Source organism: Oxynema mangrovii CENA135, assembly GCF_016632315.1.
GTDB lineage: Bacteria > Cyanobacteriota > Cyanobacteriia > Cyanobacteriales > Laspinemataceae > Oxynema > Oxynema aestuarii.
Genome location: NZ_JAEOXH010000003.1, coordinates 593,698 through 611,753, shown reverse-complemented (window position 1 = coordinate 611,753; position 18,056 = coordinate 593,698). Strand labels below are relative to the sequence as shown.

The following is an 18,056-nucleotide window of genomic DNA, read 5'->3' as shown; positions in this document are numbered from 1 at the left end:
CCTCTTAAGCGGTTTTAAGCGGTTTTGGCTAATAACGGCGCCGCAGCTAAGAGGGTTTGGGTGTACGGATGTTGGGGATGGTTGAAAATTTGGTGCGTTTCGCCCATTTCGACAATTTGGCCGCGATTCATGACGGCGATGCGATCGCACAAAAAGCGCGCCACCCACAGATCGTGAGTAATAAATAGATAAGTTAAATCGAATTCTGTTTTCAAATCCAACATGAGCTCCAACACTTGACTCTGGACGCTCGCATCGAGCATACTCACGGGTTCGTCGCAAATGATGAGTTTGGGATGGGTAATCAACGCCCGGGCGATCGCCACGCGCTGCTGTTGACCCCCGGAGAGTTGGGACGGATAGCGATCGCAAAATTCCCCCGTCGGCGTCAGTCCCACCCGTTCGAGCATTTCTTCCACCTCTCTCCTCGCCTGCGCCCCCGTCGCCAACTTGTGGACGAACAGGGGATCGGCAATACTTTGGGCGATCGTCATCATCGGATTGAGACAGGCTAACGGGTCTTGAAACACCATTTGCATCTGGCGCCGATGGCGACGGACTTGTTCGCGGGTTAACCGGGTCAAGTCTTCGCCCAAAAAGTACACCTGGCCGCTCGTCGGGCGGATTAACTGCAAAATCGTCCGCGAGAGCGTACTTTTGCCGCAACCGGACTCGCCGACTAAACCGAGGATTTCACCGGAGTTCAACTCGAAACTGACGCCATCGACCGCTTTAATCGTTTGTGCGGGTTTACCCAACAAACGCTCGATGAGATTCGGTTCGAGGGTGTAGTGCTGTTTTAAATCTTCAACCTTTAATAAAGGGGCGGCGGATCGAGGTTCGTCGAGGGGAACCGCATTCGGGGATTTTTCCTCGATCGCGTGAACGTGTAACGCCGCTTCGAGGAGCGATCGCGTGTACTCGTGTTGGGGATCGAACAAGACGCGATCGGTCGGACCGAGTTCGACCATTTCGCCATCGTACATCACCGCAATGCGATCGCAATATTCGCCGACCATCGCCAGATCGTGGGAAATTAACAACAATCCCAGATCGCGATCGCGACACAAGCGCGTCAACTCCTGCAAAATTTCTGCGGAAACCGTCACATCCAAACTCGTCGTCGGTTCGTCCGCAATAATCACCTTGGGATCGAGCAGCAGCGCCAGGGCGATCGCCACCCGTTGGCGCATTCCGCCACTAAACTCGTGGGGGTACTGAGTCCAGCGATCCGCCGGAATTCGTACCGCCTCCAACGTGGCGATCGCCTTCTGCTTCGCCTCGCGCTTATTTAACTGCGGTTGGTGCGCTTGCAACGTCTCCAAACAGTGATCCCCGATGGTCATCAACGGATCGAGGCGCGTCATCGGGTCTTGAAACACCAACCCCACCACTTCGCCGCGAAATTGCCGCAACCGAGCTGCATTTAAGTCGAACACCGACTCGCCGTTAAACTCGATCCGACCTTCCACCCGGGCCGATCGCGGTAATAAGCGCATCAACGCCCGTCCCAAGGTCGATTTCCCGCAACCGGATTCGCCGACCAAACCCAAGCGTTCCCCGCGCCCCAAGGAAAACGAGACGCCGTCGATCGCCCAGTTGGGTTCGACCCTCGTCGCACCGCGTCCCCCCGCGTAGGCGACCCGGAGATTTTCAACAGAGAGTAAAGCTTCGCTCATGGAAATTTTCAAGTTGAGAGTTGAGAGTTGAGAGTCAAGGCGATTTCATTGAGAGCGATCGCCCCTCGCACCGCAGTGGGATCGCCGTTAAAACAAGCTTGGCGGTGGGTTCGTCGCGCGATCGCCCGCCGCTTCCTGGGGTTTGTCGAAACGGCGCATCAAATAGGCGACGCCAAACTCTCCATTCGGGTGATTTTCTAACACTTCGGCGAGATCGAAGACCATTTGCGCCACTTCCGGGCCTAATTTGTCGATGGTCGCCTGACGTTCTTTTTGATTGTGATGCAGCGATCGCATTTGTGCTTGCCAGTCTCCTGAAAAGAGTTGTTCGATCGATTCGTGCAGTCCTAACGCTTCCAAGATCTCCCATTCGCCGCGATCGCACCAGATTCCGTTGCAGTTGGGACAGCGTTCGACATAAAAAGGTCGCTCCACCATCACCCGCGCGCGGGTCATGTAGCGCTTGCACTCCGGACACAGTGCCGCTTTACTATCAAATTCCGACGGTCGAAAATTGAAATCGCCTTGGGCGGCGATCGAGTGGACACTCACCCCAGAAGGGCGGCGATCGGCCTGCCAGCGTTCGTATTCCGCCGAAGAAATCCAATTTCCCTGACATCGCGGGCATTCGTGGGCGCCAAGATCCCCCGAGAGTACCACATCGACTAAGGTAACCGTTTTATCTTTCGGACATTCCACAATCTTTGCTCCTGGCTTTGAGATTTTAGATTTTAGATTTTAGATTTTGGATTTTAGATTTTAGATCGAGCAGTTAACCCTTTCGTTCTGAGTGACCCGGCGGCGATCGCCTTGCGTCCTACGGACTCCCTTCTCCCAAAACCACCGCCAGATAACGACTCAACGCCTCCAACCGTTCCCGGATTTGGGTCAGTCGTCGGGCCCGACTTTCGGGGTGCTTGCAAGTTTGCAAGAATAACACTTCATTACCGAGCAAACGCTGCTGTTTGTGCATTTCTGTCTGGTAAGACTGTATGGCAGAGGCAACACTCGGGTCGAGATCGTCGATCCCCAATCCTAAAATTTGCTCTTGAAAAAGCTGTTGCATCTCCAAGACTTTTGGTTTCAAGGTCTTGCTATCCCCTTGAGTCTCGCTGGCGAGTGCGAGTAACTCCTCGACGACTTGCTGAAATTGTCGATACTTTTGACAGTGAACTTGAGGCAGCATGATGTAAAGAATTTTGTTTATAGTAGTAGAGTAGAGGCTTTAGGAAACGGCATAAAGCTCCTCAACGCCTTCATAGTTTTGAGCCGTTTTGTTGATAAAAAATTCAACCTACCGTTAGATCCGGCTAACGGATCTCAAGCGTATCCCGTCGAGCATTCCTTTTCTAGAGTGTCCGCTTTCGCGTCTTTATTAAACTTTATCGAATTTTCTGTATCCTCCGATACAAGAAATGCCGTAAAATTGGGCAAATTATTGATTCAATTGTCCTTCTATTCTTAATCTTTAAGCATTATGGTTATGAACCCCCCCGCATTGAGTTGTTCGTTTGAAGTCGAAATTCCCGACTGGTTGAATTCCTGTTTGATCGAACGCGAACAGGGTTCGGCGAACGGTTCGGCAGATTGGTCGTCCGAAGAAAATGCCTTAATTTGTGGGGCGTTTGAGTTTGCCTATCGCCTGCACGAATGTCAGAGAAGACGATCGGGCGAGCCTTACATCATACATCCGATCGCCGTTGCCGGATTGCTGCGCGATCTCGGAGGAAGTAGCGCCATGATTGCGGCAGGATTTCTGCACGACGTGGTGGAAGATACCGATGTCACCCCCGAACAAATCGAGGAAATGTTCGGGTCGGAAGTGCGACAACTGGTCGAAGGGGTGACGAAGTTATCTAAATTTAACTTTTCGAGTAAAACCGAACGACAGGCGGAAAATTTCCGGCGCATGTTTTTGGCGATGGCGAAAGACATTCGCGTGATCGTGGTCAAATTGGCCGATCGCCTGCACAACATGCGAACCTTAGAATCGCTTCCCGATGCCAAACGACGGCGCATCGCCTTAGAAACCCGAGAAATTTTCGCACCGTTGGCGAACCGACTGGGGATCGGTCGGTTTAAGTGGGAGTTAGAAGATCTCGCGTTTAAATATCTCGAACCGGAATCGTACCGGGAGATGCAAGAGTTAGTCGCGGAAAAACGAACCGATCGCGAAGCGCGACTCGCCAACGTGACCCAAGTGCTGCGCGATCGCCTCAAACAAGTCGGCATCGACTGCATCGACGTAAGCGGACGGCCCAAGCATTTGTATGGAATTTACCAAAAAATGCAACGGCAAAATAAGAAATTCCAGGAAATTTACGACGTTGCTGCAGTACGGACGATCGTCAAGAATAACGAAGAATGCTATCGGGCTTTGGCGATCGTTCACGACGTGTTTCGTCCGATTCCCGGTCGGTTTAAAGATTATATCGGCTTGCCCAAACCCAACCGTTACCAGTCCTTACATACCGTCGTCATCGGTCAAACCGGGCGCCCGATCGAGATCCAAATTCGTACCTTAGAAATGCACCAAGTCGCGGAGTACGGGATCGCGGCCCATTGGAAATATAAAGAAACCGGATCGAGCGTCGCCCAAATGTCCTCGGATGACGAGAAATTTACCTGGCTGCGGCAACTGCTCGAATGGCAAAGCGACCTCAAAGACGCTCAGGAATATTTAGATAACGTCAAAGATAATTTGTTTGACGAGGATGTTTACGTTTTTACCCCGCAAGGAGACGTGATTTCCCTCAAACGGGGGGCGACTCCCGTGGATTTTGCCTATCGCATTCATACCGAAATCGGCAACCACTGCGCCGGGGCGAAAGTCAACGATCGCATGGTTCCCCTAGACACGCCGTTAAAAAATGGGGATATCGTCGAAGTGATGACCCAGAAAAACTGTCATCCGAGTTTGGATTGGTTGAATTTTGTGGTCACCACCGGGGCTCGCAACCGAATTCGCCAGTGGTACAAGCGATCGCACCGGGACGAGAACGTCGCGCGCGGGCGAGAAATGCTCGAAAAGGAAATGGGTAAAAATGGGTTTGAATCCTTGCTCAAGTCCGAATCGATGCACCAAGTGACCCAACGCTGCAACTATCAAGAGGTCGAGGATTTACTCGCCGCCTTGGGTTACGGGGAAGTCACGTTGAAGTCGGTGGTCAACCGCCTGCGCGAGGCGGTCAAAACTCACCGCCCTACGGAAGAGGATACGGAGAGTTTAGATTACGAACAAGTCGAACTGACCCCCTCGACCTCCTCGCGGGCCCTGCGCGAAGCGCCGCGTCTGTTACCGTCGGGCAAATCGCCGATTATTGGCGTTGAGGGATTGGTGTACCATTTGGCGGGCTGTTGTAGTCCGGTTCCGGGAGAACCGATCGTCGGGGTCGTCACCCGACGCGATCGCGGCATTTCGATTCACCGTCAGGGTTGTCCCAACTTAGACCGCATTTCCGGCGATCGCCTGCTTCCGGTCAGTTGGAATCCCACCGACGAAGAAAGCGGTCGCGCCCAAACCTATCCCGTCGAGATTTCGATCGACGTCCTCGATCGCGTCGGCGTCCTCAACGATATTCTTTCCCGCTTGAAAGATAATAATGTCAACGTCCGCAGCGCCAATGTCAAGACTTACATGGGTAAACCTGCGGCGATCGAATTGGGGCTGGATATCTGCGATCGCCACCAACTGGATCGCACTTTCGCCCAAATCCGACAAATGAGCGACGTTCTCAATTTGCGCCGCATGGGACAGATGGAGGATTGAGGCGATCGGATGTTAGATTGTCGATTGTCGATTTTCTCTGGGCAGGGTAACCCTTTCGTTCGGTTCCCTTGAAGCTTGCGGACTCAATCCTGGCGCCCGGAACCGTGGCAGGCGTGACAGTAAAATCCCGTGGATCCTTGCCGTCCCGTGCCGCCACACGCCTTACACGGTGCCGATTCGGGCGATCGCCCCTGCACGCCTTTGCCCCCGCAAGCGAGGCAGGGGTTGCGGGCGCCGATCGGCGAGGCGCCCGTTCCGCGACAGTAGGCACAGGGAATCAGAGGTGAGGGGAGTTCGTGCGATCGCCTGCCGTGACAGACCGGACAGGTGGATAACGGGGACATGATCTGATATCGGTCTTTTCCCGTACCCCGACAGTAGGCGCAGGGGACGTGAGTGAGCGCCGTTTTGGGGGTGGCGCGTTCGCCGATCGAGGAGGGTTCTTGTTTTGTCATCAGTTCGATTTGAATTGGATTTACAATTTGAAATGCATGGGAACCTTGACTCAAAGGCGATCGCCCCTAATCGAGTCCAGAACTGGAGACGTACAAACGGGCGTCTTTGTGAACCACTAACCCTTTTTGAACCAGCGATCGCAACCCTCGAACTGCTTCGACGCGATCGATTCCTAACGCCGATTCGATCTCCGAAACTCTCACCCCATGATTGTGCTGCAAATAATCGTAAATTTCGAGTTCGTAAGCGACCGTCGGCGCGATCGCTTCCTCGGGACTCTTCCTCGAAGATTCCGGCTGCTTTTTAACGGGAATATCGCCAGCTCGATCGGCATTTTCTCCCGCCGTTTCGGGGGTCAAACAGTCTAAAAGCGCATCGAGGCACCCTTGAGCTTGGGATAAACCAATTGCAGCCCGCGAGAGCAAAACATCGCCACACAAATCGCGAAACGCTTCGCAATCTGACCGAATCGGGATATCGTGAACTTGGCAAATTTTGGCGATCGCCAATGCCGATCGCAATCCCGATGGGTTGTCGCTTTCTGTTTCTTGATGAAACCTTTTAACCAGTCGCACGATCGTTTCCGCATCGCGGCGATCGAAGGAATATTTACACACTAACATCTCGATCTCGCTCAGTTCGTCCGGTTCTTCTAACTCGATCGTTACTAAGCGATCCACGAGGGCATCTTGGGTGTCGTGAATGCCGCAATATTCCGCCGGGTTGGAGGTAAAAATAACCCGAAATTCTGGATGGACGCGAACGTATTCCGATCGCTGAATATTCGGAGGTAGAACCAGTAATTTTTCTTCTAATGCGGACAGTAAAACATTATTGACTTCCGGGCGCGATCGGTTAAATTCATCGTAAACGAGGGTAAATCCTTCCCGACAAGCTAAGGTCAGACGAGAATCGAGCCAGTTTTCTCCAAATTCATCTTCGATTTTAACGACGCTGTGAATGAAGCGATCGACCACTTGTTTGCGGTGGTAACCGGATTGAGTCCCGATTAAATCGGAACTTTTCAGTTGTTCGTCGCCAAAAATTAAGACCGTGGGACGATTGAGAAGGTCGGCTAAATGTAAAGCTAGAGTCGTTTTTCCCGTTCCCGCCGGACCGCGCAAGTGGATCGAAAAACCCGATCGCAAATAACGCAGCGATCGCGTGACCAGGCGATCGATGGAAGGCGTGTTAACAAATCCTTGGGGATGAGTTTGTAGCACGATAGTTAGGAGAAAAAAGGCAAAACAGAGAAGGGAAAAAAGAAAGATCTTAAAAAGATTCTGGACTGAATTACTGACTCATTTCTTCTTGAGTATAATAAATGCGATCTCGTTGAATAATAATACCTTGGACGAGGAGCGATCGCAGAACTTGTACGGTTTGGATGCGTTCGATTCCTAAAGCGGATTCGATGTCAGCGAGACGGGCGCCCCGTTGTTGGTGAATGTATCCATAAACATCGCTTTCTAAACTGGCGGGAATTTTACGATCGAACGGACGAATAGAAACTGATGGCGAACTCCCGACGGAGGAATAGACTTGTCCCGGATAAGTGAGTAATTCCCGGGCAAATTCCAGCAAGCGATCGCGCAATTTATAGAAAGCTTTGCGGCGATTGTACTCCATTTTATTGAGGACTTCTTCGATTCCGCGTAGCCGTTCTTCTTGCAGTTGTTCTAATTGTTGCAGACGATTTTCGATATCCGATCGCAGGATTTCGACGAAGTCGTTTAAGTCTTCTTCGAGGCGATCTCGGGTCTGCTGTTTCACGTCGCTATCTTCATCGAAAGATCGATCATTTTCAGACGGGCGATCGCGCTCGAATTGAATTCTAAAATATTGTAACTTTTGCGATAATTGTAACCATTGCAGTTGTCGGTCGCGACCTATTTCACCCCCTGAAAAATTGGTATTTTCCGCGAGCGATCGCGAGAACAAGGCGAGTTCTTTAGCCAATTTCTCAGCTTCTTCCTGTCGGAAATTGCGGCGATCGTCGATAAATTGCCTGACTTTACGATCTAACTCGTCACAAAACTGTTGTAATTCTTCCTGTTGGCGTGTTTCTTCCTCGGCGAGTTCGGCGAATAACTCGCTGAGGTGATGCTCTAGTTGAGTGCTGTTGGCTTCTCGTTCGCTTTCGAGGACATCTAACATCGCCTGTACTTCTCGCTGGCGATGTTGAATTTGCTGTTCTCGATCCCATTTTAGGGTATTCCATCGATCGACTAACGCCATTTTTCCCGTTTCCTCCTTGACCGATCTCCCTAGCACTCCCGGCGATCGCTGTGGCGACGTTCTTTATATCCGCACGCCTGGGGTAATTTTACTGGATTTGGGCGATCGAAGTTAAGAAATACTCATAAATCTTATTATTTTAAAGCGGCATTGCGATCTCCCTTGTCCCTACAGGAATTTAGCTACTTTCCAAGGTCGATCTCAGATGCAACGGATTGAGAACCGCTATAGGAGATCGATCGCGATCGATCGATTGCACCACACCGATCGGGGGGTTATCTTGACAAGGTTTTGAATTGATTCAATTGTAGTTATTGTTAACTAGAAGTTAAGCAGAGCAAAATCTACCTCGATCGCCCATCTTTCGAGGATATTTTAGAGTTTAGATAAACAGGGAGCCGACAGTTCAGGTTCCCAAATGTCGATCGCCCACCTCTGCACGGGCGTTCTCGAAATCTTCAGGGGCGATCGTAATTTGCGCCGGATCCGTAATTCCCTGACGACGATAACGGCGGATGGCGGACAGGGCGGCCCGATCGCTCAACAAGGCCAAATCTGCTCCGTTCCAGCCTTCCGTGCGATCGCTCCACGCGCCGAGATCGACGCCATCGAGGGGACGGTTTTTATTGTGAACTTGCAAGATAGCGAGCCGGGTGGCGCGATCGGGTAAATCGACGGTTAACTGCAAATCCAAGCGTCCGGAACGCCGCAGGGCCGGATCGATCGCCTCCGGTCGATTGGTCGCCGCGATTAAAATCACGTTCGGGGTGGAGTGCAACCCGTCGAGTTCGGCGAGGAACTGACCGACGACGCGATCGCCGACGCCGGAATCGCCGACATTCGACCCCCGAGATGGGGCGATCGTATCCAACTCGTCGATAAAAATGACGCAAGGGGCCGCCTGTCGCGCTTTGGCAAATAATTCGGCGATCGCCTGTTCCGACGCCCCCACCCAGCGACTGAGTAATTCGGCCCCGGTGACGCTGATAAAATTGGCGTTAGCTTGCGCCGCCACCGCTTTCGCTAACAAAGTTTTCCCGGTTCCCGGCGGTCCGGCGAGCAAAATGCCGCGCGGTGCTTTGGCTCCGGTTTTTTGATAGAGTTCGGGGTAAAGTAACGCACCTTCGACGGATTCTTGTAAAATTTGCTTGATTTCGTCCAATCCGCCGATCTCGTCCCAGGCAATTTGCGGCACTTCCAGGGCCAGCGATCGCAACACCGACGGTTCGATCGCCCTTAACGCCTGCCGAAAATCCTCCCCGGTGACGGTCATCTGTTCGGGAATCGGCGCGTCTAATTCGGGAACTAAACGACGCAAAGCGAAATAAGCGGCTTTTTGAGATAGCGCTTTGAGATCTGCACCGACAAAACCGACACATTTAGCGGCGATCGCCTCTAAATCGACAGATTCGGCTAAGGGCATCGATCGCGTCAAAATCTGCAAGATCTCCAGGCGGGCGCGATCGTCGGGAACCCCAAAACTCACCTCGCGATCGAAGCGTCCCGGACGCCGCAGGGCCGGATCGAGATGGTTGGGGCGATTGGTCGCCGCCAGGACGATGACCCCCTCTGTCGGCGCGAAACCGTCCATCAAGCCTAATAATTGTCCGACGATCCGTTTTTCGACTTCTCCTTCGACTTTGGCGCGATCGGGGGCGAGGGAGTCGATTTCGTCGATGAAAATCAGACAGGGCGCCGATCGCGCCGCTTTCTCAAACAGTTGGCGCAAGCGGGCTTCCGCTTCCCCGTAATACTTCCCGACGATTTCCGGGCCGTTGATGGCGATGTAGTTGACCCCGAGTTCTTCGGCGAGCGATCGCGCCGTTAGAGTTTTCCCGGTTCCCGGCGGTCCGACGAGTAACACCCCGTGCGGCGGTTCTAAACCCAATTTTTCTAATAATTCCGGACGTTTGAGCGGAATTTCTACCAATTCTCTCAATTCTCGGATCGCTTCACTCAAGCCGCCGATCTGAGATAAACTCGGCGATCCATGGGACGGGCGATCGCGGGTGGGGGGCGGTCCCGTCTCTCCCGGCGGCGGTGGGGTGACGATGACTTCCGGTTCTGGCGTCGGCGGGCGCCGGGGAATGCTGCCTTGACGGGGAATCGTACTACTCGATCGCACCCGAACGTCCGTGCGAATTTCCCCTTGTTCGATTTTTTCTTCCAGGGTTTTAGCGAGTTCTAAAAGTTGCTCGAAACCTTTAAATAAATCGTTCATCTAAAAAATCTCACTTAGCTTGTTTCTTAAAGTTACAGCAGTTCTGGTAAAGATGCAATAATTTTGAGCAAAAGTGCGAGACTTTAGTTTGTGCCTTTGCATCTATACTTTTATTTGTCTACCTCACTCATCTGAGAAACCCTTTATAGCGTTTCGTGATTAGATCCACGATCCCCCCCAACCCCCCTTAAAAAGGGAGGAGTCCGGTAAAGTCCCCCTTGTTAAGGGGGATTTAGGGGGATCGGATTTCTACTAACAACGGGAGAGTCTAGTAAAGTTCCCCTTAACAAGGGGAGGGTTCGGTAAAGTCCCCCTTGTTAAGGGGGATTTAGGGGGATCGAATTTGTACCTCATTTATTTTAAAAATCCTCGATCGCCTAAGTGTAACGTTCCAAAAACGCCAAGAGTTCCTCGTGAAATGCATCAGTTGCCCTCATGTAACAAGCATGTCCGGCATCTTTAAAAATGACTTTTCGCGCATTCGACATCGCCTTAACGAGTAAATCCGCTTGTTCGGGGCTGACAATGCGATCGTTGCTGCCCCAAACTGCTAACGTCGGCACGGGATTATCTTGCAGCTTTTCTATAAAATTAGGAATCCCGACCGGGGCGATCGCCACAAACGCAGACAGGCGATCGCCATGGCCGACGAGGAAGGGCAAACTAAACCGACCGCTCATCGAAGGCGAAACAACTGCCGTTTTCTCTACTTTTAGGAAATCGAGACAGTCCAGCAGAAACGTTTGGGGATTGGCGTTGACGGTTTCCGATTCGCCGTAGCCCGGTAAGTCTAACGCGATGGCTCGATAACCGCGATCGCTCAATAATTGCAAGGTTCCCAATTCTTGCCACGTTTGAGCTTTAAAACTGGCTCCATGTAAAAACAGTACGGTTTTGGCCGCGATCGCCCCAACTTCGAGATAGTGCAAACGGGTATTTTGAAACGTTAGAAATTGCGATCGCACGGACATCTCCCTGTCCTCCTTTCTTATTCCCGACGATTGCCGCCGAGTAATTCGCTATCGACGAAGGTTTTAATCGTATAATCGACTTCTAAATTGAGGCGATCGCTTGCCGGAACTTCAACTTTCCAGCGATAGCCGCCGCGTATGGGCCGACCGCGTTCTTGTTGATTGTAAGCTTCCCACTCGGGGACGACGCGATCGATTTGTACGTCTACTTTAGCACCTTCTGCCGGGACGGGCAGGCGATCGCGCACTTCGATCGCGATCGCCCGTTGCAAATTATTGACGATCGCGATCGCGATTTCGTGGCGCAATTCGTTAAACGCCACTAAGGTTTCTCCAGAACGAACTTCGCGATAATTCGTATTGCGGGCGACTTGGATAGCTTGTTCCACCCCCAATCCCAATTCCATTTCCCCCCGTGGTGGAATCGTCGGCATTTCTGTGGATAAAATATACTCGCCATCGACATAAATATCGGTCATTCCCGCTAACAGGGGAGCATCGAGAGGGTTGAGTAGTTGGGCGATCCGAAAAACGTTGGGGTCGATACGCGGGACGACGATATAACGCAGCTTCACCTCGGCGTCCCGACTCAGGAGGGCGATCGCGTGAAATTGTCCGTCGCTGGGAATATCGAGGCGTCCTTCGGCAGCATAGGCATAATCGAAAGATCCGGCGCTTTCTCTCACTTCATGAGAGCCGTGTGGCAGATGTACCATCAAACAGCGCTTGGCTTCGGAAAGGGCGTTATTGAGCGCCCCTCGAATTGGGAAGGCAACCTTGAGATGTTGCCGTTGTAGGAATTCCAGATAGCGGTCTTCAGGGCTGGAAACCTTGAGTTGTCCGCGTTCTGCCCCATCTTCGGGAGCGCCGAGACGCATGGTAGAGTAGGCGAGGCGATCGATGGTTTCGACGGTCTCGGGGAGCGGGCTGGGAGTCGTGGAGACGGACGATCGCCGTTGCATCTGTTGTCTAACCGATCGCACTTGTTCGATCGACGCCTTTGGAGAGCAAGCAAATGCCCGGGCCGGGGGTTCGGATAACAGATCTTCAAGCTCTTCAAACCGATCTTCATCTACAGCTTGCTCGGAGGCGGGAGCCGCAAAACTTTCGCTGGCTGTGAGATCGAGAGAGGCTAAGGGCGCGATCGCCGCTTGGAATGAGGGAGACATGGCGATCGCCTCGGCAGAGAGGGCCAATTTAGCGGCTTTTTTCTGGCGGTCGTAATCTTCAAATAAGCTTTCGGCGCCGACGGGCGGGCGCCGCCATCCCGAGGGCTTGGGTGCGGGTTGCGATCGCCCGATCCGTAGGGAGGCTAACTCCGGTAACTCGCACCAGCTCGACGGTTCGGCGGTGGACAGTTCGACGCGCACCCCGCTCCAATCTTCTCCGCTTCTTTGGCATACCGAGGCGCGCACGGCGATCGTGGCGCGATTGTCCTGGCGGTTCAAGCGACAGACATAACTCGGCGTCCAGCGCGCTCCGGGGACGAAGTATTCTAAAACGAGTTGAAGGGGAGACTCGGCGGCGCGATCGCGCCAAGAAAGGCCGATAACGGCGGTTTTTCGCAGTTCGTGCGGTTGCGCTTCGCGCGCTGAAGAGGCTTGCTGTTGTTGTTGTTCCAAGTCGGCGAGGTCTTGAGTCGCCGCGCGCAAGACGATCGCCACTTCCCGTTTTTCGGTGAATTTGGCTTGCACTTGCTCTTGTGTAAAGTGCGATAACGCCAGACGCGCCCCCATCGGTGAAGGCGGCGGCGATTTTCCCGCTTCCCCTCTCGGGCGATCGGGGACTTGCAAGGCATTGAGATTGGCGATTTCTCGTTCGATCGCGAGAAGGGTATCTTGTAATTGTTTAACTTTAAAGCGCGCTTTTCTCACTTCTGTTTCTAGGGGCGCTTCCCCAGGGTCTTCGCGGGAAGGAACGGCGAGACCGATCGCGATATCGCAGGCGATCGCGCTGTCGCTACCTTCAATCCGGGCGCGGACGCTGCGATCGTCTAAAACGAGGGGAAGTCCGGCGATTTCGACGCGATCGCCCCTCCAATCGGGAGGCAATGGAGCGATCCGAGTCACTGTAGCGCCGGAAGCGTAAATTTTTACGCCGTCGATTTTGGAGTCAAGCGGGAGAGGGGCGGACATGGGATTTTAGATTTTAACTAAATGGGGAGTTCGGGGGGGCGATCGCACCGGAACGATTCAATTTTAGCGCTGATTGCTGGAGGCAATTTGTCCGATCGCCGCAAATGAGAGACATTAAAAGCATCGTGTTATCAATATTCTCAAATCGTAATGAGCGATCGTGTTTTGATTGTTGGGGGAACTGGACGAATCGGATCGAGTGTGGCGCGGGATTTACTCGCACATACCGACGCCCACCTTACCATTACCGGGCGCAATGCGGCCAAAGGGGAAGCCGTTCGCCAGCAGTTAGGCGAACGGGTTGATTTTCTGCAATTGGACTTAAACGATCGCGATCGCCTCCCGGAGGCGATCGGCGATTCTCACCTCACGATCCACACTGCCGGACCGTTTCACGATCGCGACGGACGAGTTCTCGACAGTTGTATCGCGGCTGGCGTTAACTATCTCGACGTCAGCGACGATCGCACGTTTACGAAAACAGCCCTTGCCAAAAGTGAGTTAGCGCGCGAAGCCGGGATGACCGCCGCCATCAATACGGGGATTTTTCCCGGCGTTTCCAACAGTTTGACCCGTTACGGCGTCGAACGACTCGACGAAGCGGAAACCATCGAAATCGCTTACGTCGTCGGCGGGTCCGGTGGCGCGGGGGTGACGGTGATGCGAACTACGTTCCTCGGGTTGCAAGCCCCGTTTGAGGCGTGGATTGACGACAAATGGCAGGTCGTCGAGCCTTACAGCGATCGCGAAACCGTAGATTTCGGCGCGCCTTACGGCAAGATCGGCGTGTACTGGTTCGACATGCCGGAAGTTTACACCTTGCCCCAATCGTTCCCGGTGAAGACGGCGATCGCCAAATTCGGCAGCGCCCCGGATTTGTATAATCGGTTAACCTGGATCGTCGCCCGATCGCCCGCCGCCTGGTTAAAAAATCATGCCGTCGTCGAATTTCTTTCTTATGTGAGTTACGCGATGACCGCACTGACCGATCGCGCCTTCGGGATCGGCGTCGTCGTGCGATCGCGGGTATCGGGACGGAAAAACGGCCAACCCGCCACCGTTTGCACCAGCGTCGCCCATCCGGAGACCGCGATCGTCACGGGGATGGGGGCCGGGGCGATCGCCCAACGCCTGTTAGAAGGAAGCGTGGGACAACCGGGGGTCTTTCCCGTCGAACGCCTCTTGCCGACCGATTTATTTTTAGAGGGAATGACCCGTCGGGGAATCAAAATCGAGCAAACGTGGGAGTCCTCCGGAGCGATCGCCCCAGATCGGCCAAACTGAGCGCCGAACCGCGCGGATCGAACTTACGAACACAAGCGAATCAAGACAGACCCTCCTACTGTGGTCGGCGATCCGCGTAGCGCTTCACTCCTGAGTCGCCTCAACCCTTACCCCTTCATCGTTTTCATCGTTTCTTCGATCGCCGCCAACAATTCACCCATGGACGCCGAGGGGGGCAAAATGCGCGTCGCGATCGCCCGTAAGCGGGCTTCGAGAGGGTCGCGATCGGTGTCCGACGGGGCGGACGGTTGCACTTCGCGGCGGTCGAAGACTAAAATCGGCGGGCGGTTGGGGGTTTCGCTGAGGCGATCGAGGACTTCTAGCACTTCGGGACTCGCCGGGGAATCGCGCCAGCAAATGGAGAGCAGATCCACACTTTGAGTTTGGATGCGATGCCAGATTTTGGCCCAAGACCGGGCAAAAGCGCTTTGAAACCCGGCTTTTTCCAGATATTGAATTAAGGCGGAAAGCCATTCATTTTCGCCACTGGATCGAGTAGGGGCGATCGCGCCGGGTTCGGCGATCGCCAATTCGGCGACCAAAACGGTCGGTTTGGAATGTTTCCCCGTCGCCAGGTGAATCACTTGGACTAACGCGGCAATATTGGGGGTAGAATGCCGTTCGCCGTCCGGGCGATATTGCAAACAGGGAAACACGTTCAAACCGGGAACTTGATAGGCGGCGCGGGTGGTTTCCGATTCGAGAGGAATGAGAGGAAGACCTGCCAAAATCGGATATTGGCTGAATTTGCGTAAAAAGGTGACCGGATCGTGCAGATGTTCGCCACTTTCAAGCACGATCGCGTCAATTTGCCAGACACGCGCCAGCAGTTCCGCTTGTTCGAGGTCGTCGGCTTCTAACACCCGGTAATGGAGACCCCGTTCTGCCTCAATTTGCGCGGACAGCAGGGAGTGAAGGGGTTGGACGTCGAGACTGCTGGGGGCAAAGTCGGCCCGATCCAGAGTTTGCCAAGTTTCGAGGGGGCGCAAATGCAAGATGGTCAAGTGGGTCAACGGTCCTCCCGGAGAATCGGGGCGATCGTGGCCGTCCTCTGAGGAGGGGATGACCTGAGCCATTTGAGCGGCTAAGGCCCGTTCGTCAATGGGGGTTCGCACGAAACCGTCCGCCCCCGCCAGCAGCGCTCGTTCTTTATCCGCTTCGGTGGCGACGACCACGATCGGGATTTGGCGAGTTTGTCCCTGGGATTTGAGTAAGGTCAGCACGTCCCAACCAGAAAGGAGGGGCAGTAAGGGATTGAGAAAGATGGTTTGCGGTTGGAGGCGGCGGGCTTTTTCGAGGGCTTCGGTTCCGGTCCGGGCGATCGCCACCTGATAGCCCAAGGCGGTGAGTTGTTCGCTCAACTGGTCGATGGATTGGGGAACCACTTCCACGAGTAAAACTAAGCGATTCGAGAGGGGTCCGGAGTCGCCGAGGGCGGTGGTCGGTTGGGGGGGAGAGGGGGGCAGGAGTAAGGTAAATTCACTGCCTTTGCCTTCTGTGGAAATAAAGGTAACGTCGCCGCCGTGAGCCCGGGCCAGACGTTGGGTGAGGACTAACCCCAACCCGGTCCCTTCAAATTGGCGGGTGAGGGGATTTTCTAACTGTTGGAATTTTTGGAAAATGAGATGCTGTTTTTCTGCGGGGATGCCGATGCCCGTGTCGCTGATGGTGAAGGCAATCCAGCCGCCCCAGCGATTGACTTTGAGTGTAATGGAGCCTTCCGGCGGGGTAAATTTGGCGGCATTGGAGAGCAGGTTATAGAGCATCTGGCGCAAGCGCAGTTCGTCGGCGACGACGGTGGTGAGATCGGGTTCGATTTCCAAGCTGAATTGGTTGGGAATGCGATCGCCCGGTTTGGAGGGGGCGTGTTCTTGTCCTTCGCGTTGTTCGGCTTCGGGAAGGGAGAGATGGGCTTGTTCGAGGGCGCGCTGACAGACATCGTGGAGGTTGACGGGTTCGAGAATCAGTTCCATTTGCCCGCTTTCGATGCGGGTCAGGTCGAGAATGTCGTTGACGACGTTCATGAGGTGGCGCCCGCTTTGATAAATCATTTGGGCGTAACGTTCTTGGCGATCGCTGAGCGGCCCGAGGGCGCGGTCTTTGAGCAAGGTGGACAGACCCAGCACGGAGGTGAGCGGGGTTTTGAGTTCGTGGCTGATACAGGCGAGAAATTCGTCTTTGAGTCGGTTGAGTTGGATTAAATCGGCATTTTTGGCCGCCAGTTCTTTGGCGACTTGTTGGCGATCGCTGACATCTTGAGCCAGGATCAGCCACAAGGTTTCGTTGGTTTCCGAGGGGTTTTCGGCGCCGGGGCAATCCGGGGGCGCTCTGAGATTGGGATTGGAGCTTTCGATCCCGGGTTGGGGGTGTAACAGTCGCAGATTTGGGGTTCTGGCGATCGTTCGATTCGGCGAGTCGCCGCCGATGACGACGCCGATCGGAATTTGGACGAACTGCCAGACCGCATTTTGACCGTCGGGCATCGAACACGATCCCGCACTGTCTTTTTGCGGGCGATCGGCTTGCTGGGGATGGGGTTCCCCTGCGACCCCCGCGCTAAATTGCTGTCGCCATGCCCGATTTTCGGATAAAATGTGCCCGCCGTGGGTTTGTAATTTCATCGGCAAGGGCATCTCTTCGAGCAGGTCGCCCAAGGGGGGCAGGGTATGGGAATCGGTCTCGACGGGATTGCTGGCGGGATGGATCCCGGGTGGTTGCATCTTTTTGGCCGCAAAATCGAGGAGACAGAGCGCATCGAGGAGTCCGAGGATTTCTCCAGTGGTTTCGACGATCGCCCACTGGCTGGCGCTATGGGTTCCGGGGGGTGGCGAGTGCAAGTGCTGCCAAAATTCTACCCAGGGCACTCCGGCACCCCAAATTTCCACGGGTTCGATCGCATCGGCGGCCCATTCGCATAAGGGATCTTTTGGAGCGGGTTTGGGGTCGAGATCGCGCGGTGCGAGCAGATATGGCAGCAGTCGGGCGAGGGCGATCGTCCCTACGGGGGTCTGTTGGCGGTCTACGAGAATCAGGCGATCTGCGGGTCTCTCGCTGGCGCGGCAGTGACCCAAGCGCGAATGCAATTCTGATATACTGACCGTTTGCGCGCAAACCCAGGTAGGGCGGACAAAGGCTTTGAGAGTTAAGGGGATTGTGGACACGATCGATCTTATGGGAATCTTAGGGGAACAATAGCAACTTCGACACGGGCGATCGGGTCGGGTTTAGTGCGCTTGTGGGAACTTGGCACGCGGCGATCGCCGAACCGCCCCGGTCGTCTCGTTGACGGCGATCGAACCCAAG

Annotated in this window: 12 protein-coding genes; 2 read left to right on the top strand and 10 right to left on the bottom strand. The window is 54.1% G+C overall.

Annotated features, from left to right (window positions below):
* Nucleotides 1-14: 14 nt before the first annotated feature.
* The 3 genes from JJD41_RS22215 to patD all read right to left on the bottom strand — a co-directional run bounded on the left by JJD41_RS22215 (nucleotide 15) and on the right by patD (nucleotide 2,865).
* Nucleotides 15-1,679 (bottom strand): dipeptide ABC transporter ATP-binding protein, encoded by a 1,665-nt coding sequence (locus JJD41_RS22215; RefSeq protein ID WP_200669684.1) that lies wholly within the window; start codon nucleotides 1,677-1,679, stop codon nucleotides 15-17.
* 87 nt (nucleotides 1,680-1,766) lie between these two features.
* Complete coding sequence (locus JJD41_RS25830) at nucleotides 1,767-2,378, bottom strand: zf-TFIIB domain-containing protein (protein WP_200669683.1); 612 nt, start codon at nucleotides 2,376-2,378, stop codon at nucleotides 1,767-1,769.
* Nucleotides 2,379-2,496: 118 nt separating this feature from the next.
* Nucleotides 2,497-2,865, bottom strand: coding sequence for a heterocyst frequency control protein PatD (patD, locus tag JJD41_RS22205; protein WP_200669682.1), 369 nt, complete (start codon nucleotides 2,863-2,865; stop codon nucleotides 2,497-2,499).
* A 297-nt stretch (nucleotides 2,866-3,162) separates the two neighbouring features.
* Between patD and JJD41_RS22200 the strand changes: the two genes are divergently transcribed.
* Nucleotides 3,163-5,448: a RelA/SpoT family protein gene (locus JJD41_RS22200; RefSeq protein ID WP_200670258.1), complete on the top strand. Its 2,286-nt coding sequence runs from the start codon at nucleotides 3,163-3,165 to the stop codon at nucleotides 5,446-5,448.
* 83 nt (nucleotides 5,449-5,531) lie between these two features.
* Here JJD41_RS22200 and JJD41_RS22195 read toward each other — a convergent pair whose 3' ends face one another.
* From JJD41_RS22195 to JJD41_RS22170, 6 genes are all read right to left on the bottom strand, one after another.
* On the bottom strand, nucleotides 5,532-5,903 hold the full coding sequence (locus JJD41_RS22195) for a hypothetical protein (RefSeq protein ID WP_200669681.1): 372 nt from the start codon (nucleotides 5,901-5,903) through the stop codon (nucleotides 5,532-5,534).
* Between the two features lie 66 nt (nucleotides 5,904-5,969).
* A complete protein-coding gene (gene gvpN, locus JJD41_RS22190; protein ID WP_370583926.1) occupies nucleotides 5,970-7,127 on the bottom strand; it encodes a gas vesicle protein GvpN in 1,158 nt (385 codons plus the stop codon).
* A gap of 70 nt (nucleotides 7,128-7,197) precedes the next feature.
* A complete protein-coding gene (locus JJD41_RS22185; RefSeq protein ID WP_200669680.1) occupies nucleotides 7,198-8,142 on the bottom strand; it encodes a hypothetical protein in 945 nt (314 codons plus the stop codon).
* A gap of 406 nt (nucleotides 8,143-8,548) precedes the next feature.
* Complete coding sequence (locus tag JJD41_RS22180) at nucleotides 8,549-10,363, bottom strand: AAA family ATPase (RefSeq protein WP_200669679.1); 1,815 nt, start codon at nucleotides 10,361-10,363, stop codon at nucleotides 8,549-8,551.
* A 377-nt stretch (nucleotides 10,364-10,740) separates the two neighbouring features.
* Complete coding sequence (locus JJD41_RS22175; protein WP_200669678.1) at nucleotides 10,741-11,334, bottom strand: alpha/beta fold hydrolase; 594 nt, start codon at nucleotides 11,332-11,334, stop codon at nucleotides 10,741-10,743.
* A gap of 17 nt (nucleotides 11,335-11,351) precedes the next feature.
* Entirely contained in the window at nucleotides 11,352-13,469 is a 2,118-nt protein-coding gene (locus tag JJD41_RS22170; protein WP_200669676.1) for a DUF4139 domain-containing protein, read from the bottom strand.
* 150 nt (nucleotides 13,470-13,619) lie between these two features.
* On the opposite strand from JJD41_RS22170, the gene JJD41_RS22165 reads away from it, so the two are divergent.
* Entirely contained in the window at nucleotides 13,620-14,753 is a 1,134-nt protein-coding gene (locus JJD41_RS22165) for a saccharopine dehydrogenase family protein (RefSeq protein ID WP_200669674.1), read from the top strand.
* Nucleotides 14,754-14,860: 107 nt separating this feature from the next.
* On the opposite strand, the gene JJD41_RS22160 is transcribed toward JJD41_RS22165, so the two are convergent.
* The gene (locus tag JJD41_RS22160; RefSeq protein WP_200669672.1) at nucleotides 14,861-17,914 is read right to left on the bottom strand and encodes a hybrid sensor histidine kinase/response regulator; all 3,054 of its coding nucleotides are present in this window, start codon (nucleotides 17,912-17,914) and stop codon (nucleotides 14,861-14,863) included.
* Nucleotides 17,915-18,056: the final 142 nt, after the last annotated feature.